13 protein-coding genes are annotated in these 14,493 nt (G+C 39.3%); 6 read left to right on the forward strand and 7 right to left on the reverse strand.

Features of this window, described 5'->3' with window-relative positions; all coding sequences use genetic code 11:
• The first annotated feature begins 201 nt into the window (after positions 1–201).
• The 3 genes from O3C63_07615 to O3C63_07625 all read left to right on the forward strand — a co-directional run bounded on the left by O3C63_07615 (position 202) and on the right by O3C63_07625 (position 2,458).
• A complete protein-coding gene (locus tag O3C63_07615) occupies positions 202–1,077 on the forward strand; it encodes a hypothetical protein (protein MDA0772794.1) in 876 nt (291 codons plus the stop codon).
• An 84-nt stretch (positions 1,078–1,161) separates the two neighbouring features.
• Positions 1,162–1,734, forward strand: coding sequence for a hypothetical protein (locus tag O3C63_07620; protein MDA0772795.1), 573 nt, complete (start codon positions 1,162–1,164; stop codon positions 1,732–1,734).
• Positions 1,735–1,831: 97 nt separating this feature from the next.
• Positions 1,832–2,458 carry a hypothetical protein gene (locus O3C63_07625; GenBank protein ID MDA0772796.1) on the forward strand — a complete coding sequence of 209 codons (627 nt, stop codon included), beginning with the start codon at positions 1,832–1,834 and terminating at the stop codon, positions 2,456–2,458.
• A 4-nt stretch (positions 2,459–2,462) separates the two neighbouring features.
• Here O3C63_07625 and O3C63_07630 read toward each other — a convergent pair whose 3' ends face one another.
• Positions 2,463–3,644, reverse strand: a complete 1,182-nt coding sequence (locus O3C63_07630; GenBank protein ID MDA0772797.1) for a hypothetical protein — start codon at positions 3,642–3,644, stop codon at positions 2,463–2,465.
• A 107-nt stretch (positions 3,645–3,751) separates the two neighbouring features.
• Positions 3,752–4,639, reverse strand: coding sequence for a LysR family transcriptional regulator (locus O3C63_07635; GenBank protein ID MDA0772798.1), 888 nt, complete (start codon positions 4,637–4,639; stop codon positions 3,752–3,754).
• Positions 4,640–4,780: 141 nt separating this feature from the next.
• On the opposite strand from O3C63_07635, the gene O3C63_07640 reads away from it, so the two are divergent.
• Entirely contained in the window at positions 4,781–6,211 is a 1,431-nt protein-coding gene (locus O3C63_07640; GenBank protein ID MDA0772799.1) for a circularly permuted type 2 ATP-grasp protein, read from the forward strand.
• On the forward strand, positions 6,212–7,159 hold the full coding sequence (locus O3C63_07645; protein MDA0772800.1) for an alpha-E domain-containing protein: 948 nt from the start codon (positions 6,212–6,214) through the stop codon (positions 7,157–7,159).
• Here the strand turns inward: O3C63_07645 and O3C63_07650 are convergent.
• The 5 genes from O3C63_07650 to O3C63_07670 all read right to left on the reverse strand — a co-directional run bounded on the left by O3C63_07650 (position 7,149) and on the right by O3C63_07670 (position 13,686).
• Positions 7,149–8,063 (reverse strand): glutaminase, encoded by a 915-nt coding sequence (locus O3C63_07650; protein MDA0772801.1) that lies wholly within the window; start codon positions 8,061–8,063, stop codon positions 7,149–7,151. The genes O3C63_07645 and O3C63_07650 overlap by 11 nt on opposite strands.
• A complete protein-coding gene (locus O3C63_07655; GenBank protein ID MDA0772802.1) occupies positions 8,060–9,151 on the reverse strand; it encodes a putative zinc-binding metallopeptidase in 1,092 nt (363 codons plus the stop codon). The genes O3C63_07650 and O3C63_07655 overlap by 4 nt, the downstream gene beginning before the upstream one ends.
• Positions 9,148–12,378 carry a transglutaminase family protein gene (locus O3C63_07660; protein ID MDA0772803.1) on the reverse strand — a complete coding sequence of 1,077 codons (3,231 nt, stop codon included), beginning with the start codon at positions 12,376–12,378 and terminating at the stop codon, positions 9,148–9,150. Before O3C63_07660 ends, O3C63_07655 begins: the two co-directional genes overlap by 4 nt.
• Positions 12,379–12,752: 374 nt before the next feature.
• Positions 12,753–13,091 carry a hypothetical protein gene (locus O3C63_07665; GenBank protein ID MDA0772804.1) on the reverse strand — a complete coding sequence of 113 codons (339 nt, stop codon included), beginning with the start codon at positions 13,089–13,091 and terminating at the stop codon, positions 12,753–12,755.
• Positions 13,092–13,209: 118 nt separating this feature from the next.
• Entirely contained in the window at positions 13,210–13,686 is a 477-nt protein-coding gene (locus O3C63_07670) for a hypothetical protein (GenBank protein ID MDA0772805.1), read from the reverse strand.
• 272 nt (positions 13,687–13,958) lie between these two features.
• On the opposite strand from O3C63_07670, the gene O3C63_07675 reads away from it, so the two are divergent.
• The gene (locus O3C63_07675) at positions 13,959–14,210 is read left to right on the forward strand and encodes a hypothetical protein (protein ID MDA0772806.1); all 252 of its coding nucleotides are present in this window, start codon (positions 13,959–13,961) and stop codon (positions 14,208–14,210) included.
• Positions 14,211–14,493: the final 283 nt, after the last annotated feature.

Raw genomic sequence — 14,493 nt, forward strand, 5'->3', positions numbered from 1 at the left:
CGGGAAATTCGTTTTGTCATAAGCTTCAAGCTGAAAATCTGAGAGCAGCTGCCCTAGGTGAATAGTTACTCGTTTCGCAAGATATCTAAATAAAGTCAATAGAAATTAATAGACTTGATTCCGTTGATGATCTGTATACACTTATTGCTACGTGAAAATATTTTGACATGCTTTCATTGAATAAGATAAGATGGTTGCTCTATGACAACAATAACAAGTTTTAACAATGATATAAAAAGAGAGTTTAAGGAATTAAAAACATCAACTGATTCTGGTCAAAACTATGCTAAATCTTTGGCCAGTAGATTTGCTGATATCTCTGAATCGACTACTACTATCACTAATGGTTTATTTCATGAGACAAAACCAACTATTGATATTAGACATTGGTTTGAAACCAATGTAATCGATGCATTTAAAAAACTTGCTGGAATTCCAAGAATCACTCAAGACCAAGTTGCAGCTGTGACTGAGACTGCAATCGATCATCTTGCAGCTGGTGTCACCAAGGCAGTTGCTGCTTTGCATCAAGCTAATCCAGTGCAAATTAATGATGTAGGAGATGAATTTCAAAAAACTCAACGTGCTGATAATGAGCAGCAGTCTTATTGGATCAAAGACTTACCTCCTAGTGAAAATGTTGCTACTTTACTTGAGAAGCTTGCTCAAGGAACTGCTAGTGTTGATCACTTTAATGCTTTAGCTAATGTGATCAATCCTAATCCTAATGTAGCTATCAAGGGCAAAGTTGCTGAAGATCCTAAGTTAAGAGATTTATTTACACTTCTTCTAGATAAAGTAAAACAAATTCCCAATACTGATTTTGCCCAGTTTGCGCAAGAAGATTCTCAAGCTGCTTTATTTCGCGCAATAGATATTTCAAGTTTTGCTCCTCATAATTTTAATGCAAAGGATTGGAATAGTATCTTTAATAATTCTGCAGATCTAAATAACGCTGATTTTATGCAAATCTTCTATTCACTTTTGCAAACCGATACCAAGATTGCACAAAAAAACAAAACTGATGAGCCGCACTTTTCTTGTGCATTGCGTTTTTTGAATTTGGTTCAGGGCTAAATAAACATCCTGCCAAGCTCTGTAAAGCTACAAGTACTACCAGCTTAATGAGAAAGATTCGCAATAGTGTGTTATCGTAGATCTATGCTTGATCAGGTGAATTTCAATAATCCTCAGCAACCAAGGAGATATTATGGACTTGCTGATGTCAATGAGTTTTTGAAATCAATGAAGCTCAATACTAATGACAATTGCTTTGTCAAAACGGGCAAATCTCAATGGCATACAAAACAACAATTTGGTTTAGCTTTTAGGTTTGGTGGCTATGGACCAATTACTAGTGATGCCAATACTTTATCGTATGGGCAAAATATCACTATTGAATTAAGTCAGTCTTCTTACGGGAATCTACCAATTGATTTTAGTCAGTGTCAAATTAATTTAATGCTTAATGGAGAGTTGATAGAATCACAAAGACTTACTGAACATCCTGCCAAGGCTTCATTGATAGCAATTTTGAATAAAACCAAAGCCGACCTGATTGCAAATCCAAATTATCAGATTCAACTAAGTTATGCTGGCTTTGGTGCCGATGAAGGCAGGACTGCACCATCTATGCGCTATGGTGGTTCGGGCTCTTTAGCTAATGTGACTCTGTCTCCAAGAGAGAACCAGCGACTTTTGCATAGTACAGCATCATTTCAACTAGCTGTATGATGCGATTGGCTACTAGTCTAGTTCCAATAGGGGACAGTCTTATTATATTCATAACTTAATTTGTGAATGTAGTTGAAAGATCCATTGAGGAGCAAGAATGCAAATCCTAAAAAGCTATATCGTTTTATTTTTGACTATCAACTTTGTTTGTGGCAATTTGTTGTTGTCTGTTAATGCCGCTGATCTTGATAGTCCTAAGCCAGATTTAGTGCAGGCGCCAGTTGAAGTGGTTCACGCTAAATCAGAGCAAGCTATTAACCCATTAATAGATTTAAATCAAAATCATATACTAGATGACTCAGAAGTGATTGAAGCATTGTACTTAAGGAATTCCAAAAAGACTCCTGAGATTATTGCTCTTAGCAATGCCGACTTTGAAGCGCTGTTAAGTTTGAATGACAATGCAGCCAAGCTCAAGCAAGTACTAACCTTGATGCTCACTGAGATCTTGACAGCAAATACAAAGACCATGCTTCATGGTGTTTTACTATCACGCGAGCAAAAGATTTACAATCTAGAGTTTTGGAATGCAATTGGTCAAGGCTATCATATTCGTGATTACAAGAGACTGCTTGCTGGCATAGAAGATCTTGATCCAGATTCTAGCGGTACTTTAACTCAAGATGAGTTAGATGAATTTAGACGCAGTGGTGTTGGTTACCCTTATTCGGTATTGAAACACTATACAAATCAATACACCAAAGGTGTTGCTGATTGGTGGTAAGCAGCTAGATAGCTTGCTTGTATCTTTCGCCTTCATTAAAACCCTGGACAATCCGCCCGAGGAATTTAGTGGCTGATCTATTCATAAAGTCCTGACGATCGTTAGGTTGATGAAGAGCCATGATGTGAGAGTAGTTACCTTCTTGATCTTTAGCTAGTTTTTCTATCATGCCATCATCGTGTCTAAATTCAAGTTCTTGCTTGTCGTCATTATTTGTCCAAGTGAGTCGTGAACCAATAAAATCTTTAAACTTCATTATTTGATCAGAGACTCTGTCTACAAGTTTGTTCAGGAAATTAGTTTTTTGTTGTTTCTCTATTTCATCACCCTTGAAATTGTCCATAAGCTTGGGTAAGTAAGTCTTGAGTGAACGCATTTGCTCAAGCGTCCAAGTTTGGCAGGTTGTCAGTAAATTACCATGTACATCGGCAAGATCTTGGAAGCCAGAAACTTCTTTGGCTAATTTGGGTAGACCATCTATCGCTTGATCCATACGGTCGACAGCTGCATGTGCAAATCCCTCTGGACTTTGTGGTTGCGGGTAGGTTAGGAGTCCTTCACTGTCAGTAAACGGGGTTCCAAGGTGAATGCTTGTGCCCTTCTCTTCTAGGTTACTGTTGATCATGCCATAGAACATCTTCCAGAACCCTTCGTTTGGTCCATTGTGACCGAGGTTGACGAGCATGATTTGTTTGAAATCCTTCCAAGTGATTTCATCAGCTTCAAAATCTTTGATTAGAAAAATATATCCTGGTAGCTCATGAAAAGCTGAAACTAAACGAGTGTCGTTATTAAATTGCTCTCGCACTTGATTTGTGGTGAGATTAGGATTGATTAGAGCGTTGCGCTGATCGCCAAAAAGCTCGCTTAGGATTGTGCTGATTAATTTCCCTGACTTGTTGTTTGCCTTGCCTTGCAAGCTTGTAATTAATAAATCAGAGTCTTCACTTTGACTAGTGAGTAGAGCTTTGCCGGCATCGGTTTTACCAAAATCAGAAGTAGTATCTCCTGAGAAGATTGCTTTGAGATCAAACTTGGCATCACGAATATCCCCTTCTGCTTTGCCTGCCGATTCCATTAGCCTGAGCTGATGTCGCGAGTTGAGTTCTGATGGTCCGCCACTAGCGTCTTGGTGCAAGAAGCTATTGTGATCTGCTATTTGTGGTGATAATGTGGTTAATTGCATTGTTTTCTCCTTTCTGTTTGTTTCTGCACAAAAAGAAGAATACCAAAGAATGTCGATCATGACAGCCTAAATAACAGTGATAAATGATCGAATAAGTCGATCAAGCTCTAATAATTGTTGATTCTAGGCGAAGCATCAATAAATAAGTCCCAAAGATAGCTGGCGGCTGGGCCAATACAAACTGATTTTTGACGAATTTGATAGAGCGGAATGTAGCTGGTATTTTTGCAGGGTAGTTTAACAAGTTTACCTTGGTCTATTTCTTTGCAGATATATTCTTGCGGCAAATAACCCCAACCGAGCCCTTCAAGTATAAATTTCTTTTTGAGTTCAAAGCTATTAACGCTCCAGGTATTGGTAGTTTCGATTAAATCATTTGGTGTGCGCTGCGCATCAAGTGATCTATCGCCAATAATAATTTGTGTCAGGCTGGTGAAATAACTTTCTTGAATACTAGAACTTGCTGCAGGATATTCTGATGTGCAGACAGGAACGTATTCAACTGTTCTCCAATTGAGTTTGTCAAGATCCGTACCATGAGAGGGTTCTGCCGAGATGATTATATTTGCTTCTCCTGAGACTAAAGAATTGATTGGTCCATCAAAGGAACTAAAAACTAATCTAAGTTCTGTTTGAGGATATTTTGCTTTGAATTTTTTGAGAATATCGATAAAAACTTCATTGGAGCTAATGACAGAAATGCAAAGATCCAATCTTGATTCAACTCCTGATTTGAGACTCTCAGTAAAATCAACCAGTTCGTTTTGCATTTTTAAAATATACTTGGCTTTGTTATAAATCAATTTACCAATTTCAGTTAGCTTGGGTCTATAACTCTTGCGATCAAAAATCTCAATATCTAATTCTTTTTCTAGATTCTTAATGGCGTAACTAATTGAGGATTGTGCTTTGTGCAAGTCTTCAGCGGCAGCTCTAAAACTACCTTGGTTTACAATGCTGACAAGGGCTTCTAATGCTTCGTGGTTGATTGACATAATTGATGGGGTTTAGACTTATTTGAGTATACACGATCGAGTAATTTGTAGTAGTTTATGCTCACTAGTTTTAGGGATGAATCGAAAGATCAAAGTGCAGCCTTAGAGTGATCCTATCTTATAAGCTACAATATGCTGGTTATGGCAATTTTTGCAAACTACGATACAAATGGATTCCATGATGAGTATTTCACGGCAGAAGGTATTGTACGTGATTATGCCAAAGACTTAGTACTTAACATCGACGCTCTAAGTAAAAAAGATCTCAAAGAGAAACAAAAAGCTGCAGAGCTTGCTTTTTTCAATATGGGAATTACTTTTACAGTTACTGGAGAAGAATCTGGTGTTGAAAGGATATTTCCTTTTGATATGTTGCCACGAATTATAGACCAGCAAGAATGGTTAAGTACTGAGCGAGGTCTCAAGCAACGTATACATGCGCTTAATTTGTTTATTCATGATATCTATAACGAACAAAAAATCATTAAAGACAATGTTATTCCAAGAGAAATTATTGAAAGCGGTGCTTCATTTATTCCTCAATGCAAAGGATTAAATCCACCAAAAAACATTTGGGCTCATATTACAGGAACTGATTTAGTCAGAGGAGCTGACGGTAAGATTTATGTCTTAGAAGACAATCTCAGATGTCCTTCTGGCGTTTCCTATGTATTGGAGAATCGCTTGATAATGAAACGGATTTTCCCTAAGCTCTTTGAATCCATGTCAGTAAGTCATGTTGATGATTATCCAAGTCAATTACTTGCAACTTTGACTCATGTTAGCCCTGTGGAAAATCCAACTGTTGTGATACTTACTCCGGGGATTTACAACTCTGCATATTTCGAGCATTCATTTCTTGCCCATCAAATGGGTATTCAAGTAGTCGAAGGTAAAGATCTTGTTGTTGAAAACGATTTTGTCTACATGCGTACCACTGATGGTTTAGCGAGAGTAGATGTAATTTATAGAAGAATAGATGATTTATTTCTTGATCCATTAGTCTTTAGAGCGGATTCTTTATTAGGAGTACCTGGCTTAATGAAGGCTTATGTCAAGGGCAATGTAAGTCTTGTTAATGCACCAGGCACTGGGATTGCCGATGATAAAGTAATCTACAAGTTTGTCCCTGACATGATCAAGTACTATCTTGGCGAGGAATCTATTCTAAACAACGTACCAACTTATTTGTGTTGTGATAATAAAGAACGCGAATATGTTTTAAACAATTTAGAAAACCTAGTTGTTAAAGCAGCTAATGAGGCTGGCGGTTATGGTATGTTGATGGGACCAAGTTCAACAGCCAAGCAGCGTAGTGAGTTTACCGATAAAATCAAAGCCAATCCACGTAACTATCTAGCACAGCCTGTTTTAGCGTTGTCGCGAGTGCCGACCCTGATCAATAATCAAATCGAAGGCAGGCATGTTGATCTAAGACCATATATTTTATACGGCAAAGATATTTATGTGATGCCGGGTGGATTGACAAGAGTGGCTTTAAAAAAAGGATCTTTGATTGTTAATTCATCACAAGGCGGTGGCAGTAAAGATACCTGGGTGAGGACTGCATAGATGTTAAGCAGAGTAGCTAGTAATATTTTTTGGATGCAACGCTATAGAGAACGTGCGGAAAATATGGCGCGATTGATAGAGGTGAATTTCAATCTCAATATAGACATGCCAGAGTCTGAGAAGCAGTGGGAGCCTTTACTTCGAGCTGTAGGAGCCGAGGAAGAATTTCAAAAACATCATCAAAACTTTAATCGAGATACGGTCTTGGATTTCTTGACTTTTGATTTACGCAACCCTAGTTCTATATTTTCTTGCTTGACCATGGCAAGAGAAAACGCTAGATCAATAAGAGAAATTATCACTTCTGACATGTGGCATGAGATTAATACTCTCTATCTCTTCTTGCAACAAAGTCAAAATCAAATACTTAATCATCACAATTTTTATAGTAGGGTCAAAAGACAATGTCAATTGTTTACTGGTATATCTGATACCACTCTCTCTCATGGTATAGGCTGGCACTTTGGTAGAGTTGGTTATTTACTTGAAAGAGCTGATATGGGTTCGCGTCTGCTTGATGTCAAGTATTTTACACTCTTGCCTTCACCTGATTTAATAGGTTCGCCATTCGACAATATTCAATGGAACGCTCTACTAGCCTCGATGAGCGCTCTTGAGATGTATCGCCAAAAGTGGCAACAGATTAGACATATCAATGTAGCTGAGTTTTTGATATTGGATAGAGAGTTCCCACGCTCTATTTTTAGTTGCATCAGTAGGGCAACACATTCCTTGCTTACTATCAAAGAGACGGGTAATAATCCTGATGCCGCTAAGCCTTATGAGATCAGCAAAGCTTTACTTGCAAAAATAGAATCTGCCAATGGTGAATCAATTATCAATTATGGTCTGCATGAATATTTAGATGAGATACAAAAGGGATTAATTGAAATAGGTGAAAGTATCAGTGCAGTTTATTTTAGTACTAAGGATTTGGTTAAAAAATAGAAGTCTTAGTTTTTGTCGTAAACAACTCTAGTGCCTTTGTTCCAACAAGTGAATTACCTGTTTCATTAAGACCTGGAGACCAAACACTCAGCACAAAATGCCCTGGCATTATTGCAATGATGCCACCACCAACCCCGCTCTTGCCGGGCAAACCCACTCTATAAGCGAAATCTCCGACTGCATCATAAGTTCCGCAAGTCATTAGTAGAGAATTGATGCGCTTAGTTTGTCTTTCACTAATAATAGTTTTGTTGGTTCCAACAGTTTTGCCAGCATTAGCCAAGCAAGAAAATGCTCTAACCAAATCAAGCGAAGACATACTTAGTGAGCATTGATGAAAGTATAAATCCAATACTTCGTTTACTGAGTTGTTGATATTGCCAAAATCCTTAATGAAATAAGCAAGGGCTCTGTTTCTATCGCCCCATTCGTTTTCAGACTGAGCAACGACTTCGTCAAAATCAATATCTGGATTATCAGCCAAGTCCCTAACGATATCAAGTAGAGTTTGTTTTGGATCATCATAGCTTGAAGTCAGTATATCGGTCATCACCAAAGCACCAGCATTAATAAATGGATTGCGTGGAATGCCCTTCTCAAATTCAAGCTGAACTAATGAGTTAAATGCTGTCCCTGACGGTTCTTTGCCGACACGGATCCAGAGCTCGTCACCTAATTCTTTAATAGCAAGTGCAAAACTAAAGATCTTGGAAATGCTTTGAATAGAAAAACGCTCTTTGGCATCACCAACACTATATTCTTTATTCTCAATGGTTTTAAGAGCCATTCCAAATTTAGTGATTGGAATAGCCGCTAGTGCTGGAATATAATTAGCAACCTTGCCTTGTCCAATTAGTGGTTGAATCTCATTCTGAATTTCTTCGAGTATTGTTTGATAGTTCATGACTTGAATCCCCAAACTGAGTTTTCATGAATAACATTGTGCACAAATCGTAGTTTCTCTTTTACTTGCTCAGAAATTACAAATGGATAGGGGTCAGTAAATCCCATACTTCGATTAACGCTATTGAGGGCGCAGCTTGCCCAATCCCAGTTGTCAATCATCCTATCAAAAGGATCATCGACATTCGTGTTTGGTTTTTGTGCCGCAGAATAACGTATGGATTTGACGCTAAATCTCAAACCCCATGAATTAGCGGTTTCCAGAGTATCATAGATATGCATATAATGAGCCCATGTCTCAGCCCAATCCTCCCAAGGATGAGAGCTTGCATAGGTACTAATGAAATTAATATCGTCTATTTTTTCATGTTCTGCTTTTTTCTCGTAATATTTTTTGAGTGATTTTCCATAATCTTGCCTATCATCACCAAACAATTGACGGCAAGGTTCAAGCCATTGGCTATTATCAACCAATAACATCCAATAATAATGGCCAACCTCATGCCTGAAGTGCCCAAGCAAGGTTCGATAACGCTCTTTCATTTCATCACGTATTTGGACTCTGATTGCATCATTTGCTTCAGCCAAATTAAGAGTAATGATGCCCCTATTGTGCCCAGTCATCACTGGCTTATGCTCTCGTCCATTGAGTCCTGGACCTTCCATGAATTTAAAAGCAAGCCCGTTGAGCTTGTCTTCTTTTTTATTATGAAGCGGCAATCGCATATGTAAAACAGAAAAAACCAAGCGCCGTTTTGCTTTTTCCAGTTTTTGCCAGTATTCACGATTGTCCCCAACTAAAATATCCGGTACCACCCAATTGAGATTACAGGAGACACAACGCTCTACTGGGTATTCAACGGGAATCATCCAGTTGCAAGCAGCATGTTGACTGTAATTCTTGCAAGGTCTATATCTTCTACCAAAAGTGGTTGGTCCAATAGATGTCCAAATACCATCTTCTCCGATCTTGAAACTACAGAGTTTGCCTGTGTCATAGCAATAACCTAGGTTATAACCACAATTGTTACAGATTACATTTTCAAAATAAATTAATTGACTACAATTATCACAGCTAAATATTTTCATGAACGCCTTAAATCCAAAGTTGAAGGGAAGCTAGGATTAATTTCTTCTTCTGGTATTTTATCTATTATCCCTGGATTATGTCCAGTATTAAAAAATCTAGATGATCTTCTCGCTTCTGCTTCTCTGGCATTAATAGGAAAATCAGTAGAATTCTTGCCACTAGGGTTACTTACATGATAGCTACATCCAGCTACAGCTCTCATATTCACGGTATCCACAATATCAAAGATTAGCGGCGTCTGAACAGGGATTGAAGGGTGCAAACCAGAGTAGGGTTGCCAAGCTCGATATCTAATACCAGCAACATAGTGCCCTTCTTTGCCGCTTGCAACTAGTGGTAGCTTGCGCTGATTACAACAAATGATGTAACGAGGGTCAACTAGACCATTAACCTCAACTTGTAATCTCTCAAGCGATGAATCAACATAGCGAGCAGTACCTCCGGCAGCAGCTTCTTCTCCCAATACATGCCAAGGCTCAATTGCATACCTTAGTTCAATATTGATGTCATTATACGAGAGCTTACCGTAAAACGGAAAACGAAATTCAAAATGACTACGATAGTGTTCTGCATTAAGTGCGATTCCATCATTGTTTAAATCACGCAGCACATCTTCAAAATCTTGACGGACAAAGTATGGCAGCAGGAAACGATCATGGAGAGTGGTTTTCCAGTGAGTTAGTTTTGTCTTATAAGGCTTGTCCCAAAACATTGCAACCAAGGAATGAATTAGTAGTTGTTGGGCAAGGTTCATTTCTGCACTCGGCGTCATTTCAAAACCTCTTAGTTCAACCAAGCCAAGCCTGCCGGTAGCTGAATCAGGGGAGAATAATTTATCAATGCAAAACTCGGAGCGGTGAGTATTGCCCGTCAAATCAACCAAGAGATTTCTTAGGCTTCTATCAACAAACCACGGCGATACAGTGTTAGACTTGGCAATTTGCTCCAATGCTATTTCAAGTTCATACAAGCTATCTTGCCTACCCTCATCAACACGAGGCGCCTGACTTGTTGGTCCAACAAAAAGCCCAGAAAATAGATATGACAAAGAAGGATGATTATTCCAGTAAGCAATCAAGCTCGCCAGTAAATCTGGTCTTCTGAGAAATGGACTTGCTGACGGGGTTCTAGCTCCCATCACGATATGATTACCACCACCAGTACCAGTGTGTTTGCCATCGAGCATAAATTTTTCTGCGCAAAGTCCAGTTCTTTTGGCTGCAGCATAAAGCGATTTGGTCATAGTAACCATGTCGTCCCAATTATCATTAGGCGGAATGTTAACTTCTATGACTCCAGGGTCTGGTGTGATTTTTAAGACTCTGACTTTATTGTCATATGGCGGTTCATAGCCCTCGACAAGAATTGGCAGCTTTAATTTCTCTGCAACCTCTTCAATCTTGTGCACAAGAGTCAAATAGTCCTCAATTAAATCCAGTGGCGGCATAAAAACATAAAGCCTGCCTTCGCGCAGTTCAACACAAAGCGTAGTTCTAATCAGCTCTTCAGAAATCAAACCAGGTTTCACTTTGCTTTTGGATTTACTTGGTAGCTTGCTTGTATTACTGTCATCCATTGGATCACGAGGCAACCTAGCATGTTCCTTACTACCATCAAGTAGTGAGTTTAAAGGTAAGCGCAAACCCATTGGAGAATTACCTGGTAATAGATATAATTTCTCTCTTCTGAATTCCCAAGGGCAAGTTAACCACGCTTGATTTTTGGACTGTATCGGTAAGGCATATCCCGCAACTGTCTCCAAGCCTGCGGTAAAAACCTGGTAGAGTTTTTTTCTTTCTAGCTCACAAGTTAATTTAGAATCAAAGACGTCAACATTGGCTGGTAGTTTTTGTTCTTGACTAAGGTAATGTAAAGTATCTTCATAGGCTGGATTGATATAAGCAGAATCTAAGCCAAGGGCTTTAGTTAATTCATTGATAAATTTGTACGCATCTTCTTGCTTGAGTCCATAATCCTTAGTTTCGTCAGCAATCAAAGCCTCGTTGTGCCAAATTGGCTTACCGTCCTCACGCCAATAACAGCCTAGTGCCCATCTTGGCAAAGGCTCTCCAGGATACCATTTGCCCTGTCCGTGATGCAGCAAAGCACCACTGGTCCATTCTTGTTTGAGTTCTTGTAATAATTTACGTGCCAGTATTTTTTTAGTTGGACCTAAAGCATTTATATTCCATTCAGCTCCAGCCATATCTGTAGCCGAAACAAAAGTTGGTTCGCCGCCAGTAGTAAGTCCAAGTCCGGCTTGTTTAAGTCTTGCATCAACTAATTTACCAATCTTGTTGATTTCTGCAAATCCCTTTTCGCTATAGGGCTTGGTACTACGTGGACTTTCATAGACCCTTGCAATAGACATCGAGTGAGCAAACTCTACCTTGCAATTCTCTAGCTCACCACTAATCGGCGCTGCACTTGTTGGATCAGGACTAGAGACTAGTGGAATAGCACCCTCGCCAACCAAGAGTCCCGAACTTGGATCAAGCCCTACCCAACCGGCACCAGGCAAAAATACTTCAGCCCAAGCATGCAAATCTACAAAATCATCATCAATATCAGGATCATCCTCAGAGAACTTAAGATCCGGTTTGAGAATAATAGAGTAACCCGACGTGAAACGAGCTGCCAGACCAAGATTGCGCAGCAGTTCTACCATCAGCCAAGCAGAGTCCCGGCAAGAACCAGAACCAAGCTTGAGAGTTTCTTCACTTGTTTGTACTCCCGCTTCCATGCGAATCAAGTATTTAACTTTGGAGTGAACAAATTTATTTAAATCAATCAAAAAATCAATTGTTTTGTTTGGCTTGAGATCAATTGACTTAATTAATTTATTTAACGCTGCACCAGGTTTCTGGGCACCAAGAAATGGTTGCAAATCATGTCTCAAAGCCTCATCATAAGTGAAGGGAAAGGTCTCCGCTGATTTCTCCAGAAAAAAATCAAAAGGATTAATTACAGTCATGTCTGCAATCAAATCAACTTCAACAGAAAACGACTTAATTCGATCAGGAAAAATAACTCTAGCAATATGATTACCATGAGGATCTTGTTGCCAATGAATAAAATGCGGACTTGGTTTAACAGAAAGCGAGTAGCTAACTATATTGGTTCTTGAATGTGCTGCAGGGTGCAAACGAATAATTTGCGGTCCCATGCTTATAGCTTTGTCATAGCTGTATTTAGTTTTGTGATTTAATGCAATTTGGATAACCATAGTTGTTTCTTGCTAAATCTTAGCAGTACGTCCTCTTATCTTCACGAAATTGACTAAGCATGGCTTGTTTATTCTGAGCAAAGGCGAATACCCCGAAGCTTGTTCAATTTCAAAGTAATGATGCTGTTATACATTAATTTGCTTCTGGGATGAGCTGCGCGATGAACGGACACGTAGCCGGTGCCCGCAGTACCTCGAAATTTTAGGCGGAGTGTCATTTTTTCTGTATATTAGACTTGTTTTGAAAGTCGGAATTATCTGCAAAGACAACATGCCTATTCAGCGCGGTTGCTACCTTTTAATGAGCCAGTCTTAAGTTCAGTCGGCCCCACTTCATTTGGATCTCGAGTAGCAATTGAGGAACCGCTTGACTTTTAGGTCTTATTATCATCATGGGAATGCATTCCAGTTTCTCTAATTCTCTCGTTAGCTGCAAGAACACGATTCTCTTTCATCCTATAACTAAACGTACTGATCAAAGCCAAAATTAATGGCCAAAAGCTCAAACCAAGATCAGCATTGATCAAGCCATGAGGCAAAGGCTCTAACGCCAACGATGCAGCCTGCTCAATCTCTAACCTGGAATCATTTGCTTTTTTTTCAGAAGAATATCTCAAAGCTGTTGCAGGCAAAGCTCGAGTATAATTGGTTTGATCAAATCGATGAGATCTAATTTGTGTTGTTCGGGCACTAACCATAATATCCTCTGCCAATTATATAACATTAGACTTGTTTTGAAAGTCGAAATTCTCTAGAGGGTCAGCACATGCGTTCCGCATGATTGCTACATTTTAAGCGGTCTGTAGAGCAAAACTCAAGATGCATGTGTTCCTATGCAGCCAAAGCTATAGTAGTATTGCCTAGCAGTTGCCGAGAATCACAGATACAAGACGCAGCTTCTTTTTTAGTATAGAAATCAGTCACATAGACCTCGCCAATTTTCTCACCACTCTGAGCACCAGCTCCAGTAACCGAAACCGCTGAGCCACCAGATTCAGTCTGAGCTTTAGCTGCTAAAGAAATTGCTATTGAGTCTCTACCACCTTGCGTTTCCTTTAAAGCCACTGCAACACCGTCATCGCCAACCTTGGCTGTATCACTACCTATAACAAAAGCAGGTTGATCCCAATCACTACTATCACTTGCCTTTCTACCAATGTGGATTGGCGTTGTAAGGACTTTAATCGCTTTGCTAGCAATATACACACTTGAGGGAGACAAAACTCCAGCTAATTCTTTAACAGCATCCAGTCCTACTCTACGCGCAGCGTTATTCAAGCCATTTCTAATCTCACCAAGTTTACTCATTTAATTAATTCCTCCGCAGTAAATCACCATTGATCTAGCTGTTAATATTTTCTTTATATTTTAGCTTGTTGACTATTACTTTGTCAATGGTTTTTACACAATCACGTATATACTACCGACTAAAATGATGGCTAATCACCACATCCCCGCTACTTGACTGACTTACAGCTCTAAAGATCCATCAAAAAGCGAGTCCAAATGATGAATCTTTAACCCTTACATGGTTACAGTCCACTTATCGCTTGGGCATATCTGCTGCAGAACGACATAAAATGGAGAAAAATAATATGTACAAAACCCTTATAGCCCTAGCGTGTTTATTAGTAGTAATCATAGGTATAAAGCCAGTATCGGCTGCAAACCTGCCTGTAGACAATATTGACACTAGTAATATAGTAGTTGATGCTGACGCACAGTTAATTACAGAAGACGATTCAAGTGCTGATGATATAGACCTTGATGATGATGATGTTGAAGATCTAGATGATTCAGACGACGATGATTCTGAAGACGAAGACGAATAACAGACTAATAAATCAATTAACAAGGTTCTGACATGTGCGTGCACAATCAGAACCTTGTTTGTTTTTGGCGAACGAGACGAACGCTTTTTGTAATCTTGTATGTATGAAAATGGTGGACCCGAAAGGATTTGAACCTAGACCTTCAGGGGAGATACCAACCCTCTTCTCCATGACTCAACGGTGAACCCCGAAACGCTTGAGCAAAACGATTAAGTATCGTTTTGTGATAAGCCTCGGAGAGGAGGTCGATTTATAAATAATGGTGGACCCGAAAGGATTTGAA

The sequence above is a fragment of the Cyanobacteriota bacterium genome, assembly GCA_027618255.1.
Taxonomy (GTDB): Bacteria; Cyanobacteriota; Vampirovibrionia; order LMEP-6097; family LMEP-6097; genus JABHOV01.

Excerpts from the sequence above, each read along its gene's own strand:
- O3C63_07615 (MDA0772794.1), top strand. The coding sequence starts at position 202 with ATGACAACAATAACAAGTTTTAACAATGATATAAAAAGAGAGTTTAAG.
- O3C63_07620 (MDA0772795.1), top strand. The coding sequence starts at position 1,162 with ATGCTTGATCAGGTGAATTTCAATAATCCTCAGCAACCAAGGAGATAT.
- O3C63_07625 (MDA0772796.1), top strand. The coding sequence starts at position 1,832 with ATGCAAATCCTAAAAAGCTATATCGTTTTATTTTTGACTATCAACTTT.
- O3C63_07630 (MDA0772797.1), bottom strand. The coding sequence starts at position 3,644 with ATGCAATTAACCACATTATCACCACAAATAGCAGATCACAATAGCTTC.
- O3C63_07635 (MDA0772798.1), bottom strand. The coding sequence starts at position 4,639 with ATGTCAATCAACCACGAAGCATTAGAAGCCCTTGTCAGCATTGTAAAC.
- O3C63_07640 (MDA0772799.1), top strand. The coding sequence starts at position 4,781 with ATGGCAATTTTTGCAAACTACGATACAAATGGATTCCATGATGAGTAT.
- O3C63_07645 (MDA0772800.1), top strand. The coding sequence starts at position 6,212 with ATGTTAAGCAGAGTAGCTAGTAATATTTTTTGGATGCAACGCTATAGA.
- O3C63_07650 (MDA0772801.1), bottom strand. The coding sequence starts at position 8,063 with ATGAACTATCAAACAATACTCGAAGAAATTCAGAATGAGATTCAACCA.
- O3C63_07655 (MDA0772802.1), bottom strand. The coding sequence starts at position 9,151 with ATGAAAATATTTAGCTGTGATAATTGTAGTCAATTAATTTATTTTGAA.
- O3C63_07660 (MDA0772803.1), bottom strand. The coding sequence starts at position 12,378 with ATGGTTATCCAAATTGCATTAAATCACAAAACTAAATACAGCTATGAC.
- O3C63_07670 (MDA0772805.1), bottom strand. The coding sequence starts at position 13,686 with ATGAGTAAACTTGGTGAGATTAGAAATGGCTTGAATAACGCTGCGCGT.
- O3C63_07675 (MDA0772806.1), top strand. The coding sequence starts at position 13,959 with ATGGAGAAAAATAATATGTACAAAACCCTTATAGCCCTAGCGTGTTTA.